Source organism: Cohnella rhizosphaerae (genome assembly GCF_029525575.1).
Lineage (GTDB): Bacteria > Bacillota > Bacilli > Paenibacillales > Paenibacillaceae > Cohnella > Cohnella rhizosphaerae.
In genome coordinates this window covers 1,599,979-1,616,897 of record NZ_JAPDIA010000003.1, presented here as the reverse complement: position 1 = coordinate 1,616,897, position 16,919 = coordinate 1,599,979, and the positions used below count along the sequence as shown (strand labels likewise).

At 63.1% G+C, this 16,919-nt stretch carries 10 protein-coding genes; 2 read left to right on the top strand and 8 right to left on the bottom strand.

The window, feature by feature from the left end; all coding sequences use genetic code 11:
- Nucleotides 1-3 precede the first annotated feature (3 nt).
- Both OMP40_RS12960 and OMP40_RS12955 read right to left on the bottom strand, forming a co-directional pair.
- Nucleotides 4-939 carry a LacI family DNA-binding transcriptional regulator gene (locus tag OMP40_RS12960; protein ID WP_277531836.1) on the bottom strand — a complete coding sequence of 312 codons (936 nt, stop codon included), beginning with the start codon at nt 937-939 and terminating at the stop codon, nt 4-6.
- A 501-nt stretch (nt 940-1,440) separates the two neighbouring features.
- Nucleotides 1,441-2,163 carry a 4'-phosphopantetheinyl transferase family protein gene (locus OMP40_RS12955; RefSeq protein ID WP_277531834.1) on the bottom strand — a complete coding sequence of 241 codons (723 nt, stop codon included), beginning with the start codon at nt 2,161-2,163 and terminating at the stop codon, nt 1,441-1,443.
- Nucleotides 2,164-2,359: 196 nt separating this feature from the next.
- Between OMP40_RS12955 and OMP40_RS12950 the strand changes: the two genes are divergently transcribed.
- A complete protein-coding gene (locus OMP40_RS12950; protein ID WP_277531832.1) occupies nt 2,360-4,162 on the top strand; it encodes an alpha-glycosidase in 1,803 nt (600 codons plus the stop codon).
- Nucleotides 4,163-4,552: 390 nt separating this feature from the next.
- The gene (locus OMP40_RS12945; protein WP_277531830.1) at nt 4,553-5,734 is read left to right on the top strand and encodes an IS256 family transposase; all 1,182 of its coding nucleotides are present in this window, start codon (nt 4,553-4,555) and stop codon (nt 5,732-5,734) included.
- A gap of 699 nt (nt 5,735-6,433) precedes the next feature.
- Here OMP40_RS12945 and OMP40_RS12940 read toward each other — a convergent pair.
- The 6 genes from OMP40_RS12940 to OMP40_RS12915 form a co-directional block, all read right to left on the bottom strand.
- The gene (locus tag OMP40_RS12940) at nt 6,434-8,416 is read right to left on the bottom strand and encodes an alpha-amylase family protein (protein WP_277531828.1); all 1,983 of its coding nucleotides are present in this window, start codon (nt 8,414-8,416) and stop codon (nt 6,434-6,436) included.
- Nucleotides 8,406-8,870: a hypothetical protein gene (locus OMP40_RS12935; protein WP_277531826.1), complete on the bottom strand. Its 465-nt coding sequence runs from the start codon at nt 8,868-8,870 to the stop codon at nt 8,406-8,408. The genes OMP40_RS12940 and OMP40_RS12935 overlap by 11 nt, the downstream gene beginning before the upstream one ends.
- A gap of 256 nt (nt 8,871-9,126) precedes the next feature.
- Nucleotides 9,127-13,680, bottom strand: a complete 4,554-nt coding sequence (locus OMP40_RS12930) for a non-ribosomal peptide synthetase (protein ID WP_277531824.1) — start codon at nt 13,678-13,680, stop codon at nt 9,127-9,129.
- A 35-nt stretch (nt 13,681-13,715) separates the two neighbouring features.
- Nucleotides 13,716-15,053, bottom strand: a complete 1,338-nt coding sequence (locus OMP40_RS12925; protein WP_277531822.1) for an MATE family efflux transporter — start codon at nt 15,051-15,053, stop codon at nt 13,716-13,718.
- Nucleotides 15,046-15,735: a RibD family protein gene (locus tag OMP40_RS12920; protein WP_277531820.1), complete on the bottom strand. Its 690-nt coding sequence runs from the start codon at nt 15,733-15,735 to the stop codon at nt 15,046-15,048. Before OMP40_RS12920 ends, OMP40_RS12925 begins: the two co-directional genes overlap by 8 nt.
- Entirely contained in the window at nt 15,732-16,910 is a 1,179-nt protein-coding gene (locus OMP40_RS12915; RefSeq protein WP_277531818.1) for a sugar ABC transporter substrate-binding protein, read from the bottom strand. The genes OMP40_RS12920 and OMP40_RS12915 overlap by 4 nt, the downstream gene beginning before the upstream one ends.
- Nucleotides 16,911-16,919: the final 9 nt, after the last annotated feature.

Genomic DNA, 16,919 nt, shown 5'->3' with positions numbered 1-16,919 from the left:
TTTTCATATTCCCCCCTCGATTCGACGGAATAATCCCTCGGCCGCCAGCATGCCGATCTCCTGGAACGGCTGCCGCACCGTCGTGAGCGAAGGGAACACCCACTCCGAGATCGAGATATCGTCGAAGCCGACCAGCGAGAGCCGCGACGGTACGCTCAGTCCCTGCTCCTGGATCGCCCGGAGCGCGCCGATCGCCGTCTCGTCGTTCGAGGCGACGACGGCCGTGAAGCCGCCGACCTTGAGCAGCTTGCGCATCGCTTCGTAGCCCCCCTGGTTGCTCCAGTCCGACTCCGCGATCCAGGCAGGGTTCTCCGTCAGGCCGAGCGCCTCCATCGATTGGCGGAAGCCCTTGAGCCGATACTTGCTCGCCCCGGCGTGCGGCGGACCCGCGATGTAGGCGATCTCCCGGTGGCCAAGGCCGTGCAGATAGCTCACGATCTCTTCCAGGCCTGCAGCGTTGTCGACGTCCACCGACAAGAGCCCTTCCAGCTCGCCGTGATCGCCGACGAGGGCGATGGGATACGCCGAGTCCCTGAATTCGGCCAAGTCTTCCTCGGTCCGCTTCTGGAAGCTGACGAGGATCAGCCCGTCGACCTGTCCCTCGTATAGAAGCGACAAGAACTCGCGCTCGCTGCCGTAGTTGGACGTCCAGCTGTAGAAGATGCAGTTGAAGCCTCTGCGTCCCGCGACGATCTCGATGCCGCGGATAATGCCGGAGTAGAACACGTTCGAGATATTGTCGACGACGACGCCGATCGTGTTGGTCTTATCCATGACCAGCCTGCGGGCATTGGCGTTGCGATGGAAGTTAAGCTCCTCGATCGCCCGGTCCAACGCCTCCTGGGTGGCGCGCTTGACCTTCTGTCCGTTAAGATAACGCGATACCGTGCTTTTGGAGGTGTTCGCCAGCCTCGCTACGTCGTGAATGGTAGGTCCCATGATTCGTCCCGCTTTCCGTAAAGTAATTCCCGAGCAATTTCGGGAACGTTCCCAAAAGAAACGATAACATGAGATTATCAGATCCGCGAAGCGATGGCTATCTCGATTTCTCGTTAGACGGTTCGTGCATGGCGGGCAGGTTCGTCAAGTCCGTCAAGAGCTTATACCGCACGCATGACAGACGCCCTGATGGCGGCAATTTTCCGCTCCGTTATGAAGCGCTTTCTTCTAATCGCTAAAACGGGAACGTTCCCAAACAAGCATAAACGATCGTTTGGCTTCGTGCCGACCGAACCTCGCGTCATGGAATGCCGCGTCTGAATGCCGCATCAATCGCGGCAAGCTGCCCGCACAAGCTGAAAGACTCGCCGTGTCGCCGACCCCAAACGTGCCGATACGGATGCCGCCATTTCTGGGAACGTTCCCAAAAAAGTAAAACGAATATTTATGTACTCATATTAGTGCGGCCTCGCTCTTTTTGTCAACTCTTATTCGGAATTTCTATGCGAAACTTTTTAACACCCCCACTTCCCCCGCCCAGCTCGTCTCTGCGAATGTTACGATCGAATCCCGGTCCTCCGCGCGGCCGACCGCGACCGTCAGCCAATGCCTGTCGCCGACTTGCGCCGTATGCCAGCGATAATGCCAGTCCTCCGCAAGCCCCGTCCCGACGGGCACAGGGCAATCCAGCGGCGCAAGCGCCAGCCCGGTTCCCCGGGCCTTCATCGCCGCCTCCTTGCGCGACCACAGCATGCCGAACCGATCCGCCGACTCCCGCTCGTCCCGCGCTTCGCGAATGTAAACCGACTCTTCCGGCAAAAACAGCTGATCCGTCAAGGCCAGATGCTCGGTCCCGCAGCGCGCGACATCGATGCCGAGGGCGTCGACCCGGCCGAACGCGCACGCAGCCAAGCCGTCTGCATGCGTCAGATTGAAGTACAGTCCCAGCCGTTGCGCCAATTCCGGTTCCGCCGCCGCGTAGAGCTTGCCGCCGCTCGCTTTAATCAGGCGAATGGCGCTCGGCGGCATTCCGAGCATGCGTGCCAGACGATTTTTGACAAGCAGCCTGCCCGCCAGGTATTCGATGCGATTGCGCGACAAGCGGTATCGGGCATAGGCCGCTTGCTCTTCTTCGTCGAACAACAGTTTCCGAAGCGGCGCCAACTCGGATTCGTCTTCCCCGTCGGGCAGCCGCATCCAGACGGCTTCGCAAGCTTCGCTCATTTCGCCTCCTCCTCCTTGTGCGCGGCGCCGTTTATAACGGCGAACGGGTATCGATGAATCGTCATTGAATTCTCGCGAACCCTATGGTATATTGTAGGAAATTTAAAGGCAATGAAACTTTCGGGTTCAACCTCGCTTTCATCTGAGGTTGAGCCCTTTTTTGCGTTTATTGCCGAATAAGGAGGCCTTTTTTTTTATGATTCAGCTCGAAGCCGTATACCACCGAATGGGGCAGAATTGGTCTTACGCATACGACGACGACACGCTCCACATACGCCTGCGGACCAAGCGCGCGGACGTCCCCCGCGTCGACCTGATCTGCGGAGACAAATACGATTGGAGCAAGGCGAACGAAGAGGTCGCGATGGAGCGTTGGTGCTCGGACGCGCTGTTCGACTACTGGCAGGCCGCGGTGCGGCCCAAGTATCGGAGGCTGGTCTACTACTTTGCGCTGCGGGACGGACAAGAGACCGTCTATTATTTGGAAAAGGGCTTTTTCGAGCAGCCGCCGACCGTCATGTACGAAGGCTTGTTCGACTTCCCCTATCTCAATCCACAGGACGTGCACAAGCCGCCGGCATGGGTCAAGGAAGCCGTATTCTACCAGATCTTCCCGGAGCGCTTCGCGAACGGCGACCCTTCGATCAGCCCGCCGGACGCGCTTCCTTGGGGCGGCGTGCCCACGCCGACCAACTTTTTCGGCGGAGATCTGCAGGGCGTCATCGATCATCTGGATCATCTGAGCGAGCTTGGCGTCGACGCCGTCTATTTCAATCCGCTGTTCGCCGCGACGACCAATCACAAGTACGACACGACCGACTATATGCGCGTCGATCCGCAGTTCGGCACCAACGAGAAGCTGAAGGAGCTCGTCGAGGCCTGCCATGCGAGAGGCATTCGCGTATTGCTCGACGGCGTGTTCAACCACTGCGGACGCAGCTTCGCGCCTTTCCAGGACGTTCTGGAGAAGGGCCCGGAATCGCGGTATGCGGATTGGTTCCGCGTGCGGCAGTGGCCGCTCGGCGTCGTGGACGGCGTGCCGACGTACGAGACGTTCAGCTTCGAGCCGATCATGCCCAAGCTCAACACCGGCAACCCCGAGGTGAAGGACTACCTGCTGAACGTCGGGCGCTACTGGATCGAGGAGGTCGGTCTGGACGGCTGGCGCCTCGACGTCGCCAACGAGGTCGATCACGAGTTCTGGCGGGAATTCCGCCGTGTCGTGAAGCAGGCCAATCCCTCCGCCTACATCCTGGGCGAGATCATGCACGATGCGATGCCTTGGCTGCAGGGCGACCAGTTCGACGCGGTCATGAACTATCCGTTCACGAACATTCTGCTGAACTTCTTCGCGCACCGTACGACCGACGCGACGCGATTCGCCCATGCGATCGGCGCGCAGTTGGCCAGCTATCCGCAGCAAATTTCCGAAGTCGCGTTTAATCTGCTCGGCAGCCACGATACGGTGCGTCTGTTGACGCTTTGCGAAGGCGACAAGCGCCGCCTGATGCTGGCTACGCTCTTCCAGATGACGTTCCAAGGCACGCCGTGCGTCTACTACGGCGACGAGATCGGCATGGACGGCGCGCACGATCCGTTGAACCGCCAATGCATGGAGTGGGACCCGGCCAAGCAGGACCGACCGCTTTTCGACTTCTTCCGCAGCCTCATCGCGCTGCGCAAGGCACATCCCGCAGTGCGAGGCAGCGGACTCGCGTTCGTGCCGATCGAGTCGCAGCCCCAGGTGCTCGCTTACGAACGCTGGGACGCGAACGAACGGTTCCTGATCGTCATGAACAATCAGGAGCGTCCGGTCTCGATCGACGTGCCGGTGGCGCAGGCTGACGCCGGGTGGCGCGACGCGAATACCGGCGCGGCTGTCTCCGCCGGCGCGGCAGGTGCGCTGCATGCGGAGCTGCCGGCCTACGGCTACGCCATCTGGCGGGCGCCGGCAAGCGCTCGCGCGGCTCTGACGGCCGAAGCGAGCGTGGCCGAGTAAGGCGGAGCGAGAGCGTGGGCACTTGCTGGTACTTACGGGCAAAGGGGGGACACGGGCGAAGTTCTGTCGTTCGGACGCCCTGGCCAGGCAGCCCAGGCTGCTCGGTAAGTGCAGCCCACCAGCGCCGAGCGACTGCCGGGGACCATAGCGGCAGCCCTTGCCGCTATCCCCCTGCGCCGAGCGACTGCCGGGGACCATAGCGGCTGCTTTTGCCGCTATCCCCCTGCGCCGAGCGACTGCCGGGGACCATAGCGGCAGCTTTTGCCGCTATCCCCCCTGCGCCGAGGATGATGTAAATTAGTCTGTGTACCAGCATCTGGCGTCTAGGCAGCATGCAAAAAAGTAGGGTATCCTCGGGATTGCGACACCACCAAGGAGGGACCCTACTCGATGACTAATGTACCCCAAAATGCGTATAACGATCTACTGGATAATGCTGTAACGCAACTGATTAAAGACAAACTCGAGCTACTGTTTCGTGAAGAAATCAAAAACTTTATGGAAGTCGAACAGTCCGAGAACGCCCGTAACTTCCGTAACGGTTATTATGAACGCACCTACGATACCCGTTATGGCAAGATCGATGATCTTCGTGTACCTCGCGACCGCAACGGTGAGTTCCATACCCAGCTCTTCGAGCCCTATCAGCGCCGCGAGGGCTGGCTCGAAGAGGCAGTCATCCAGATGTATAAGGGTGGCATGAGCACGCGTGAGGTCGCTAAGTTCATCGAGAGCATGTACGGCGCGCAGTACTCGCCCACTACCGTCAGCAACATCACACGGACCGTCATGGAGGACATCGAGGCTTGGCAGAAGCGTCCGCTTGAGAGGCGTTACTCCGTGATTTATTTGGATGGCCTCTACGTGAAATTGCGACGCAACAGCGTAAGCAGCGAGGTCGTCTACCTGGCCATGGGCATCGATGAAAAAGGTTACCGGCAGATCCTGGGCTTTTACGTCGGCGGTCACGAGAGCTCAAACGGCTGGCGTGAGGTGTTAAAGGATTTAAAACAACGGGGAGCAACGGATGTGCTGGTTGGTGCTTTCGACGGTCTGCCAGGGCTCGAAGAAGCATTCCGCGAGATCTATCCGAAAGCCGATGTCCAGCACTGCATCGTGCACAAAGTCCGTGCCACGTTCCCTAAAATCCGGGTTGCCGACAAAACCGAATTCTTGGGCGATCTTAAGCTGGTCTACACGGCGTTGGATGGAGAGGTCGCAAGGGCCGTGTTTGACGGGTTTAAGGCGAAGTGGAGTAAGCAGTATCCCAAAGAAGTGAAGAGTTGGGAAGAGCAGTTGCCGACGCTGCTGACTTTCTACAAATATCCACAGCTCACTTGGGCGGCCATCTACACCACCAATGCCATTGAACGAACCAACAAAGAACTGCGCAAACGTCTACGACCCATGAACAGCCTAACAAACATTGAAGCGGCAGAGAAGATCATCTACCTGCAAGCCACGGATTATAACGAGCAATGGTACGGTAGAGCGATCCGAGGCTTTAGTGATCCTGAGACGAAGGCTGTCTTCGAGAAGATGTACAAGGAAAGATACGGGAGCAACGAGTAAAGCCTCCCGCGCCTTCGCTTGAGCGATGCACCTTTGCAGAACAACTTCATACCGGGCACAATTCCCGATGGATAATCTTACTACACAGACCACTTGACACTACCGCGCCGAGCTGCTGCACGGGCCAATAGCGGAAGTTTCTTCCGCTATCCACCTGCGCCGGGCTGCTGCACGGGCCAATAGCGGAAGTTCCTTCCGCTATCCACCTGCGCCGGGCTGCCGCACGGGCCAATAGCGGAAGTTTCTTCCGCTATCCACCTGCGCCGGGCTGCTGCACGGGCCAATAGCGGAAGTTTCTTCCGCTATCACCTGCGCCAAGCTGCTGCACGAGCCAATAGCGGAATTTTCTTCCGCTATCCACCTGCGCCGAGCTGCTGCACGAGCCAATAGCGGAATTTTCTTCCGCTATCCACCTGCGCTGGGCTGCTGCACGAGCCAATAGCGGAAGTTTCTTCCGCTATCACCTGCGCCGAGCTGCTGCACGAGCCAATAGCGGAATTTTCTTCCACCATCCTATTAAGCCATCTGCGCCAGGCGGCTACGCGGGCCAATAGCGGAAGGTTTTTCCGCTCTCCCCCCCCCCTGCGCCTGCACAAGCAAGTTCGAAAAGCGGCACAGCCCCTCCGGGCTGTTGCCGCTTTTTCGCCGCTGCGAGCGATCTAGTCCGTCGACAGCACGATCGCCTGACGCGGCCCCAGCTTAAACCGATCCACGCGTTGTCCTTCCAGCAGCCCCTCTCCCGGCTCGCTGTCGATGCGCACCGCGAGCCCGCCGCCGCTCGCGCCGGACTCGGCACCGTCCCGCAGCAGCTCGGATACCGAGAGCGGAACCGCCGCCTCCGTACCCAGATTGAACACGGCGAGCACCGTGCCCGCATCCGATCGATAGCCGTAAGCGACGATATCGTCCGGCGTGTCCGGCGAAAAAAAGCGCTCCGGCTTCATCAGCGGCAGCAAGCCGCTTGCGCGCTTCTGACAGACGCTCCAGCAGTCCGATCATCGGGCTCGGGTTCGTCCAGTCCATCGCCATCTCGTGGAAAAACGCGCGCGGGATGTCGGCGCCGTCCGTATTGTCGCCGAGTCCGCAGTTCATCGGCCGCTCTTCGTTCAGCTCGAAGCCGGTCGCGAGGAACGGAATGGCTCGCGGCAAAAAGTGATTGAACACCGCGATCATCCGCGCGAGCGCCGTTCCGCCCCGGCTCGTGATGCGCGGCGTATCGGCCGTCTCGGCGCAGGCGAACACATGGATGTCCAGCTCCGGCAGCTCCCGGACGTAGGCGAGCAGATTGTCCTTGCGGATGTCCGTCATCACGTTCCAGCCGCTGCCGAGCATGATATTGTAGCCGACGGCCGCCGCCTTGCGGTGGTTGCGGTTGAACAGATCCTCGCTGATGAGCAGCGCGTCCGGGCGGATCGAGCGGATGGCGTCGAAGATCTCCTCCAGCAGGGGGATCGGGAGCACGTGCCCGATATCGATGCGAAATCCGTCGATGCCGTAACGCTCGAGATTGAACCTTGCTGCCGCCACCAGCAGATCCCATAGCTCCCGATTCGGCTCCTCGCCCGGATAATAGTTGCATTTAATCGTATCGAACAGCACGTAGGGCGGCTGATCCTCGCGAATATAGGGGCGGGCAGCCGGCGCCGTATCGCGGTAAAGCCGCCAGAACGTGATGTCCGTCCAGATCGGCTGCACGTCGTTGATCCAGTCCGAGTGCGCAGGCGACGTCGTGACGCCCATCTCGGCTTCGACGAGCGTCAGCAGCTCCTCGCCGGTCTCTGCCGCGCGGCGCTTGAGCTTCTGCCACAGCGCGTTGTCCAGTACGTTCGGCGGCTGGGAAAACTGCGCCAGGAAGTCCGCGGTCTCGGCGCTGCGGTACACGGTCTCCAGCTTGTCCGGCGTACACTCTTCAAAAAAGCCGAGCTCCGGAATATGCGGCAGCCGGAAGCCGTCCAGCGCTTCCTTGCGAATCCAGTACACCCAATCCGGGTGCGCGGCCAGCAGGTCGCTGTTGCGCGCGGTCACCCGCGGAATGAAGTCTACGACGACCCGCATGCCCAGCGCATGGCAAGCCTCTACCAGCGCGGACAGCTCGTCGTGCAGCGTCAGCTCCGGCATGCCGTCGAGCAGCGGATCGTGCAGGTTCGGATCCAGCTCGAAGAGCGATTGCACCGCGTAGGGAGAACCGATATTGCCTTTCAGATGCAGCGTGCTGTACCGCGTCACAGGCAGCATATAGACGATGTTCACGCCCATGCGCTTAAGCAGCGGGAGCAGGAGCATGAATCGGAGAAAGGTGCCCGACTCGATCGCGCCGTCGCTATCGTAGTCCCAAGCCGTCGAATAGCGGACCAGCGTGCTGTAGATGATGCTGTCGTCAAGATCGGCTTCGGGCGCTGTCGCGGCCGATGCGGTCGCTGCGGTCGCTGCCGCCCCTTCCTTCGCCGGCTCGCGTGCGGACGCGACCTCGGCGTCGGCGCGGGGCGAGACGCCATCCGTCAACCGAGCCAGATGCGCCGACAAAAACGGGTAGGCATCGACGAGAATCTCGCCCCCCCGCCGCTCAGCGATGTTCGCGTACCCGCATGTATTCCAAATTTCCGGTACCCAGATCCGTGCCCGGCCCTCGCCCTGCTCTCCCACGAAAGCCGCGATCCGCTGCAACGGCTTCTCAATTCGCATCGTACCTTTCCCCTCTCCCCGCATCCGCAGGCTCAATCGCCCGTGCGCCTGTCACATACTTCACGTTTGAAAATAAGGTCGTCTGCTCGGTCGGCTCCCACGTCTTCGAGAACAATCCGATCCGGTCGACCGTGTCCGGCGCATCCAGCTCAAGCAGCAGCTCCCAAGGCTCGCCGGCATCGTGCCTGGCCAGAAAACGCAGCTTGCCAGCGTCCGACGCCTCGACGCGAAGTCCGTGCACGGCGTCCACCTCCGGCCTCGCGTACAGCTCGTAGTTATCCGTGCGCTCCGGATAGAACACGCCGAGCAGCTTGCGCCTAGCGCAGCCGAACATCATCTTGCCTTTGCTCCTGAACTTCACGATGATGCCATTGTGGAAGCAGCCGCCGAACTTCACGTCGTTCATCGTCTCCGTCTCGAAGGCGAACGCGACTGAAGCCGGCGAGAGCAGCAAGCTGCGGCGCTTCGTCCTTCACGATCCACGTATCGTCGATACGGTCCGCGGTATGCACGATGCGGATCTGTTCGCCCGACCGCTCGATCGCGGTTCCGTTCGGATTGAACACCCGAAGACGTTCGCCCCCATCCAGTTCGACCGCCTCGCTGTTCTCGCGCTCCCCCCTCCGCGGCCGATACGGCCGCCCTTAACTGAAGCAGCGCCGCATCGAAAAAGGCATGCTCCTCCGCCACGATCCGCTCGATCTCCGGCATCATGTCCGCGAAGCGATACGTCCTTTCCCCGATCCGGTCGAAAATCGCGAGCCGAATCGGCTCCCAGGCCGCCGCGATCCTCGCGCTGCGCGCCCGAAGCGCTTCGATATCGGCAGCGACGCCTCCCGCCTGCCCGAGCAGCTTGAACAGCAGCTCGTAGTAGACGGTCTTGTAATTCGAGAGGGGGGATCGCCTTGGCGAATCTGCCGGCATCCTGCCGCGTTTCCACCTCGACCGCAATCTCCCGCTCCAGGAACCGGAGCTGCGACTCCCCTCGCCGCCAGCGCTCCAGCTGATCGCGATGGTAAGCAAGGGATGCCGCAGGGGAAAGGGGTTCGTTCGCAGAGCGGCCCAGCGACCACAGATAAGGCAAGGTGCCGTCCGCGCACCAGTTCGCCGCGTATAGCCTGCTCATCTCGTACAATGCGGCGAACGGGACGACGAAATCCCGGTAGACCGGCCGCGCGCCGTCGTCGATATGCATGTTGTCCAGCACGAACAGCAGGTCCCGCTTCGCGTCGTAGCCTTTGACGATAAAGTAGTGCGTGTGCGGTTCGCTGCGGTAATGATGCGAATAATACAGGCCGTACAGATCGCCGGGTACGAGCGCCGGATGTCCCCGTTCGAGCGTGTCCGCGAGGATCTCCCCTCATCTCCGCCTCGCTGCCGAACGAGCGACGATCGATGTCCACCTGGAAAATCGGCTTCAGCGTCTTCTCGTACAGCTCGAAAAAGTCGGCGTGCGGTTCGCTGCCGCGTTCGAACAAATCCGCCTTCCAGCCGTCCGGGAAAAAGGTAAGGCCGAATTGAACATGGAACAAAAACAGCTCGAAGCCGCCCGGCGCCAGCGAATCGAACAAAATGGCCATCGGCTTGGTGAAGCAGTTGATCTGTTCCCACGTAAAGGCGTCCCGGTTCGGCACGACGCCCCCGAGCACGCGGATCGGCGAAGGCGCCTGCATCTGCGCGGCGCCCGCTTCCTCGATCGCGCGGAAGGCAAAGCGCCCCTGTCGCCGCACCAGCAGCGAGGCGAGCCCGGCCGGGGTCGGCTCGGCGTACAGGTCCGATGCCTTGGCGGGAATGCCGCGCGCTTTGAGAAGGGCGACGGCCCGGAGCACATGGAGCGAATGGCCGCCCCAAGCGAAAAAATCGTCGTCCGGGCCCAACGGCTCGCCGGGCAGCAGCGAGGAAAGGCACGCCGCGATCGTATCGGCCAGCGCGCGATCGCCCGCGGCGTCGCTGAATCGGAGCGGGCCGGCGACGTCCGCGTCGCCCGCGTCCGGCGTCGGTCGGGCTTCGGACGCGCCGGCGGCTTGGAACCCGGCGCCGGGCGCGTTTGCGATGCCGGGCGCCCGGGCGCCGCCGTCCGAGCGAGCGGACGCTGCGGCCTGCGCGCCCGCGAGGGCTGCGGCCTGAACGGCATCGGCGGCGGAGGCGGCGGCCCTGGAGGCTTGCGCAGCGAATGCTGCCGCGGGCACTTGCGCGGCAGATGCTGCTGCGAGCGTTTGCGCGGCTGTGCCGGATGCGGCAGACACGGCCGCGCCCGGCGGCAGGTCGGCCAGCGCGCGCCGGTCGACCTTGCCGCTCGGCGTGAGCGGCAGCGCGGCCAGCTCCGCGCAAGCCGCCGGAACCATGTACGCCGGCAGCCAGCGCGCGGCGAACGAACGCAGCTCGGACGGCGACACCGGCCGCGAAGCCGTATAATACGCGTACAGCTCGCGGATGCCTTGCGCGTCCTCGCGATCGACGACCGCCGCCATCCGGACGGCGTCGTGCGCCAGCAGGCAGCTCTCGATCTCGCCCGGCTCGATTCGGTAGCCGCGGATCTTGACCTGGCGGTCGAGCCGTCCGAGATGCTCGATCGTGCCGTCCGCCAGCCAGCGGGCGAGATCGCCCGTCCGGTACAGCCTGCCGCCCGCAAGCGGATGGGCCGCGAACGACCGCGCCGTCAGTTCGTCCCGGCCATGGTAGCCGCGCGCAAGCCCCGCGCCGGCGATGCACAGCTCGCCGGGCGTGCCGACCGGAAGCAACTCGCCCTGTCGGCCCAGGATCAGCACCTCCGTATTGGCGATCGGCCTGCCTACCGTGATGCGCCGTTCGGCGGTCACGTCCTGCAGCGTCGACCATACGGTCGTCTCCGTCGGTCCGTACATATTGAAGATCCGGGCCTCCGTCCGCTGCCTGAGCTGCGTCAGCAGCAAGGGCGGCAGCGGCTCCCCGCCCAGCATCAACACCTCTATGCCGCCAAGAAACGGCTCCGCGGGATCGTCGCACTCCAGCAGCAGCTGCATTCGCGAAGGCGTCATCTGCACGACGTTGACTCCGCTGCGCGAGATCAGCGACCGCAGCGCGTCCCCGTCCTTAAGCTCGGCCTCCGTCGCGAGCGCGACCCGCATGCCCTTGGACAGCGGCAGCAGCGCTTCGGTGACGAAGATGTCGAAGGATACCGTCGTCACGCCGAGCACGACCGGCGAGCCGGGCAGCGGCAGCGCCTCCGCCATCGCTTCGACGAAGTTGACGGCTGCTCCGTGCTCGATCATGACGCCCTTCGGCTTGCCTGTAGAACCGGACGTATAAATAAGATAAGCGAGGTCGCCCGCGTCCGGCCCGCCGCTCCGTCCGATGGCGTTCTCCCCCGCTTCCGGCTCGGCGCCTGGCGCCGCTCCAAGCCAGGCTTCCAGCTCGACGAGCACAAGCGCTTCTCCCCTCGCCGTCGTCCATGCCGCCGCGCGATCGCGCATGCCCGGCGAGACCAGCAGACATCCGGCTCCGCTGTCCGCCAGACTGTAGGCGATCCGATCCGCCGGATGCGCGGGGTCGAGCGGCAGATAAGCGGCGCCGGCCTTGAGGATGCCATAGATGCCGGCGAGCAGCGCTGGCGACCGCTCCGCCAACAAGCCAACGATCGCGCCCGGTCCGGCCCCTACGCCCCGCAGACGCCCGGCGATCCGGTCCGCTGCTTCGTTCAGGCGTCCGTAGCTCACGGTGCGTCCGGCGCATTCGACGGCGATCCGCTCCGGCGTCAGCGCCGCCTGTCTCTCGAACAGACCGTGCAGCGTGCGGCCCTCCGCGTACGCCCGGCGCGTATCGTTGAACGACGCCAGCAGGCGAAGCGTCCGCTGCCCGGTCATCGGCAACTCGGCCAGCCGGCGCCCGCCGTCCGCGATCATGCCGACAAGCAGCGCCGCAAGCGACTCCGCCATCGCCTCGACGCGCTGCGCGTCGAAGCAGACCTTGCGGTATTTCAAATCGACGGTGAAGCCGCCGTCCGGCGCCCATTCGTGGACGACGACGTCCAGCGCGTTCGTCTGGCAGCCGGCGTACAGCTCCCGCGTCTCCACGGCCAGCCCGCCCAGCGTATCGCGCGGCCTCGTGTTGTACACGTTGACGGTCGCCTGGAACAGCCCGTCTTGGCCTTGCCTTCGCAGCGCCAGATCCTGGGTCAGCAGATCGTAAGGGTACTTCTGATGCGGCAAGCACGCCCTCAGCCGCTCGTGAACCCGCCGGACGAAGTCGTTCGCCGTATCCGACGCTTCCGCCCGGATTCGCAGGGGCATCGTACTGGCGAACATGCCGAACAGCCTTTTTTCGTCGCGGTTCGTTCGGTTGTAAACCGGCATGCCGACGACCAGGTCGGCGGCGTTCGCGTCCCGATGAAGCAGGACGAGCGCCAGCGCGGCGAACAGCGCATGGACCGAGACGCCGAGCGCCTCGGCCTGGCGCCGAACGGCCTCGCTCGATTCCGGATCGATGCGAAACGAATGACGCGCGCCGGCAAGGCTGCCCTCGGCGAGCGGATACAACGGCTCCGGCAGCTCGGAAAACTGCGCCTGCCAGAAGCGCCGGTCCCGCTCGAATCGCTGCGAAGCGGCGTACTGCCGCTCCCGCTCCAATAGCGCGAAATAGCCGGCCCCCTCCGTCACGCCTTCCCCTGCCGTTTCCATCACGCTTTCCCTGTCTGCCTTCATTTCGTCCCATCGCCCGGTCGTCCAGCCCTCCCGATCCGACTCATACAGGTCCGCGACCCGCTCCGACAGCAGCTGCACCGACCAGCCGTCCGCGATCGCGTGATGGAACCGGTACGTATAGCCCGTGCGGCCGCCGTCCAGCCGGAACATCGCGAAGCGGAACAGGACATCGTCGGCAAGCTGCATCGGCTCGGACGCGCCGCGGCACACGAAGCGTTCCAGCTCGGCATCCGGATCGGCTTCGCCCGACAGATCGACGAGCGGAATCTCGAACGGAGGCAGGGCCGCCCGCAGCCGCTGCATCAGGCCGTCCGGCGTCTCGACGAACGCGAGCCGGAACGCGTCGCGCTCGCTCACGAACCGGCGTATCGCACGCGCCAGCCGTTCGAAGTCGACCGCGCCATGGATGACGGAGGTGCAGCCCACGACATGGAGCGACGTATCCGGATAGCGCTGCTCGACGTAGCCGATCCGCTTTTGCGGATGGGTCAGCGGAAACAAGGCGGCTGGAGCCGCGGCTGAAGCGGTGGACGAAGCGGCGGTTCCGGCCGCTGACGCAGGACGCTCGGTATCGGTCATACGCATCGTTTTTCCTCCTTAGGCCGAGATTTGACTGCCGGTCAGATTTTTGATCCATTTGCGCGACCGGAACCGCAGCAGTCCCGCGCCCAGGCGAACGAGCTCCTCGAGCGACAGGAAAAATACACCCAGAACAGCGGCTGCTTCCAGACGAACGAGAGCAGCAGCCCGAGCGGGACGCCGATCAGCCAGGTGGCGGCCGACTCCATTTTGAATACGAACTTGCTGTCCCCGCCGCTCTGGAGAATGCCGCCAGCGATGATCATGTTGGCCACCTTCACCCACATGAACGCCGCGAATACCCAGAGGACGTGGACGGACAGGTCGCGCGCCTCCCCCGTGATCGAGAACGCCGACGCGTACAGCGGCGACAGCGCCGCGATGCCCGCGCCCAACGCCAGCGACAGGCCGATGCCCGCGCGGATCAGCCGCCTGGCATAGTCGAGGGCGAGCGCATGCTCGTCCGCGCCGAGCCGGTTGCCCACCAGCACTCCCGCCGCGCCGGCGAGGCCCGACAGCAGCCCGATGCTAAGACCCTGCAGCGGAAACGTGACCGTCATCGCCGTCATCTCGGTCGTGCCCATCCGACTGTAAATGACGGCGTAAGCCGCCTCGCCCAGCACCCAGATCAGCTCCGTCAGCACGATCGGGTACGTCGTAAGCAGAAACTTCCGCGCCAGGTCGCCGCGAAAGCGCAGCAAATGCCTGAATCCCGCCGCGCCGGGCAGCTTGAACCGGTACACCGCACCGATGATCAGCAGGCACTCGACGATGCGGGCCGTCAGCGTCGCATAGGCCGCGCCGGCGAGTCCCAGCTTCGGAAATCCCCAGTTGCCGAAGATCAGCAAGTAGTTCAGCGCAATGTTGACGATGACGACCGCCAGGCTGACGTACATCGGATATTTAACGTGACCCGTGCTGCGCATAATGGCGGAATAGACCATCGTGAGCATCGTCGGCACGTAGCTGAGCGCCACGATTTTCAGAAAAATGTCGCCTTCTCCCGTCACCCGCGCGTCGGTCGTGAACAGCCCCAGGCAGAACTCCGGCATGAGAAAAACGAACGCCGAGAACGCCGCGGACAAGGACAGCCCGATGAGCAGCGTCATGCCGAGCAGATCGTTGATGCTGCGCACGTCCTTGCTGCCCCAGTACTGGGCCGCATACACCGACAAGCCGGTCGCGAGACCCGCGAGCACGACGGAGATGACGCTGTAGATCTTGCTCGCCATGCCCACCGAAGCGATCGCCACGTCGCCGAGCTGCCCGACCATGAGCTGGTCGGTCATGTACAGGGCGGCCATGATCAGGCTCTGCAGCGCGATGGGTACGGCGATTTTGTACAAGCTTTTGTAAAAGCCGGCCTTGGTGTCATCCATGAAGCAAAGCATCCTCCCCGGCATCGCGATAACGGGCGTAACGCATCAGCGTATAATTTTTGCGGGGCTGGACGTCGACGACGCTGAACCGCTTCGTGAACGACATGCGGTCGTAGCCCTGCCCGTCCACCAGCGTAATGTTGGTGCCGCCGCCGATGATGATCGGCAGCTGCATCAGGATAATCTCGTCCACGAGATTGCGATCGAAAACGTGCCAGTTGAGCATGCCGCCGCCTTCGACCATCAGCCGCTTGAAGCCGTATTCGGTCTCGAGCCGGTCGAACAGCGCGGCGAAGTCGACGAGCTCCTCGCCGCACACGATGACTTGCTTGCCTTTATCCTCGATCTGGCGCCGCTTGTCCGCGTTCATGCCGCGTTCGGTCGTCACGATCAGCGTGCGTTCGGCATCCGACAAAATGTTGCTCGTCGGCGGAATGTCGAGCGTTCGGGTCGGCACGATCCGGACGGGATTGCGATTGGGCTCGTAGCGGTTGGTCAGGAACGGGTTGTCCGTGCAAATCGTATTTTTGCCGACCATGATCCCGTCGACCTGGCCGCGGAAGCGGTGAATATACGTCATGTCGTCCTCGTCGAACAGTTGGAAAAGCTCCTTGCTCGAATGCCCTTCGCCGAACGTCAGCTTGCCGTCGATGGAGACCTGGCTGAATACGGTCACTCTCATACGAAACTCGCCCCTTTTTTGAGTTGATCCACATAGTCGTCCACTTCGGCCATGACGGCCCTCGCCCGTTCCTGCATGGCGGCGCGCGCCAGCGCGGCCCCGTCCTCCGGCAGCCGCCGGAGCCCCTCCTCCATGCCGACCCAGCCGGCGATCATATAAGGGCTGACCGGCATCGGCCGGCTCGCTCGCAGCTGTTCGATGAGCCGCCGCTTGTTCGCGGACCCGGCCGATTCGATCTGTTGCAGCGCGGCGATCGACGCGGGTATCCGCTGCACCCGGTCGGACCACAGCCGCTGGCATTCGTCGCTCAGCATGAAGGCCGCATAGGCGCGCAGAGCCGCGCCGCGCGGAGACGACAACGATCCGCAAGGAAAAATAAGTCCGATCGAAGAGCACATCGATACGGCGCGCCGTCCCCCGATCGCCGGAATGGCGCTCACGGCCAGACGGTCGCCCAGCCTGCGGTTCAAATAGTTGTAGATCCATTCGCCTGTCACGATCGCCCCGATGTGTCCTTCGGAGAACCGTTCGAGCAGCGTCGTCGCGCCGTCCAGGCTGGCGATTTTGCCCGATGCCAAGCCGCGCCGCAGGAAAGCCAGCGCTTGCTCCACGGCGTCCGTATCGAGCGAGACCCGGCCTTCTTCCATCGGCCAGCCGCCGAAGGCGGTCAGGAAAGGAATGAAATTGTAGGCTTGACCGAGATCGATCCCGAGCGGAATGATTCCGGCCTCCCGCAGACGCAAGGCTTCTCTCTCCAGTTCCTCCCAGTCCTGCGGCAATTCGGGATAATGCGTCTTGTTGACGTAAAGGACGAGGTGGTTGCCCATGAGCACGGGGACGCCGAACAGACGTCCGCCGATCCGCATCGTGTCGAGCGCGGACGCCGTGGCGATGCCTTCCAGCGCTTCGGCGTCCACTTCGGACAGCCGCGCCGCCTCCCAGTAGTTCGCCATATCCGAAGGAACCATCGCCATGTCCGGTCCCGTGCCGTCCTCCGGCAGCCGCGTCAACCGCCGGCCAAGGTCCGCGATGCTCATCGCTTCGGCGCGCACCCGAATCCCGCAGCGCGCCTCGTACATCCGCCCGATTTCCTCGAGCACCTCGACCGAGGTGTCTCCCGGCCCGTCGAATTCGTGCCAGATCACCAGTTCTTCAATCTTCCTGCCCGCGCTCATGCGCCTCGT

Bases quoted from the DNA above. Each gene is read 5' to 3' on its own strand.
- OMP40_RS12960 (WP_277531836.1), bottom strand. From the start codon at position 939: ATGGGACCTACCATTCACGACGTAGCGAGGCTGGCGAACACCTCCAAA.
- OMP40_RS12955 (WP_277531834.1), bottom strand. From the start codon at position 2,163: ATGAGCGAAGCTTGCGAAGCCGTCTGGATGCGGCTGCCCGACGGGGAA.
- OMP40_RS12950 (WP_277531832.1), top strand. From the start codon at position 2,360: ATGATTCAGCTCGAAGCCGTATACCACCGAATGGGGCAGAATTGGTCT.
- OMP40_RS12945 (WP_277531830.1), top strand. From the start codon at position 4,553: ATGACTAATGTACCCCAAAATGCGTATAACGATCTACTGGATAATGCT.
- OMP40_RS12940 (WP_277531828.1), bottom strand. From the start codon at position 8,416: ATGCGAATTGAGAAGCCGTTGCAGCGGATCGCGGCTTTCGTGGGAGAG.
- OMP40_RS12930 (WP_277531824.1), bottom strand. From the start codon at position 13,680: ATGCGTATGACCGATACCGAGCGTCCTGCGTCAGCGGCCGGAACCGCC.
- OMP40_RS12925 (WP_277531822.1), bottom strand. From the start codon at position 15,053: ATGGATGACACCAAGGCCGGCTTTTACAAAAGCTTGTACAAAATCGCC.
- OMP40_RS12920 (WP_277531820.1), bottom strand. From the start codon at position 15,735: ATGAGAGTGACCGTATTCAGCCAGGTCTCCATCGACGGCAAGCTGACG.
- OMP40_RS12915 (WP_277531818.1), bottom strand. From the start codon at position 16,910: ATGAGCGCGGGCAGGAAGATTGAAGAACTGGTGATCTGGCACGAATTC.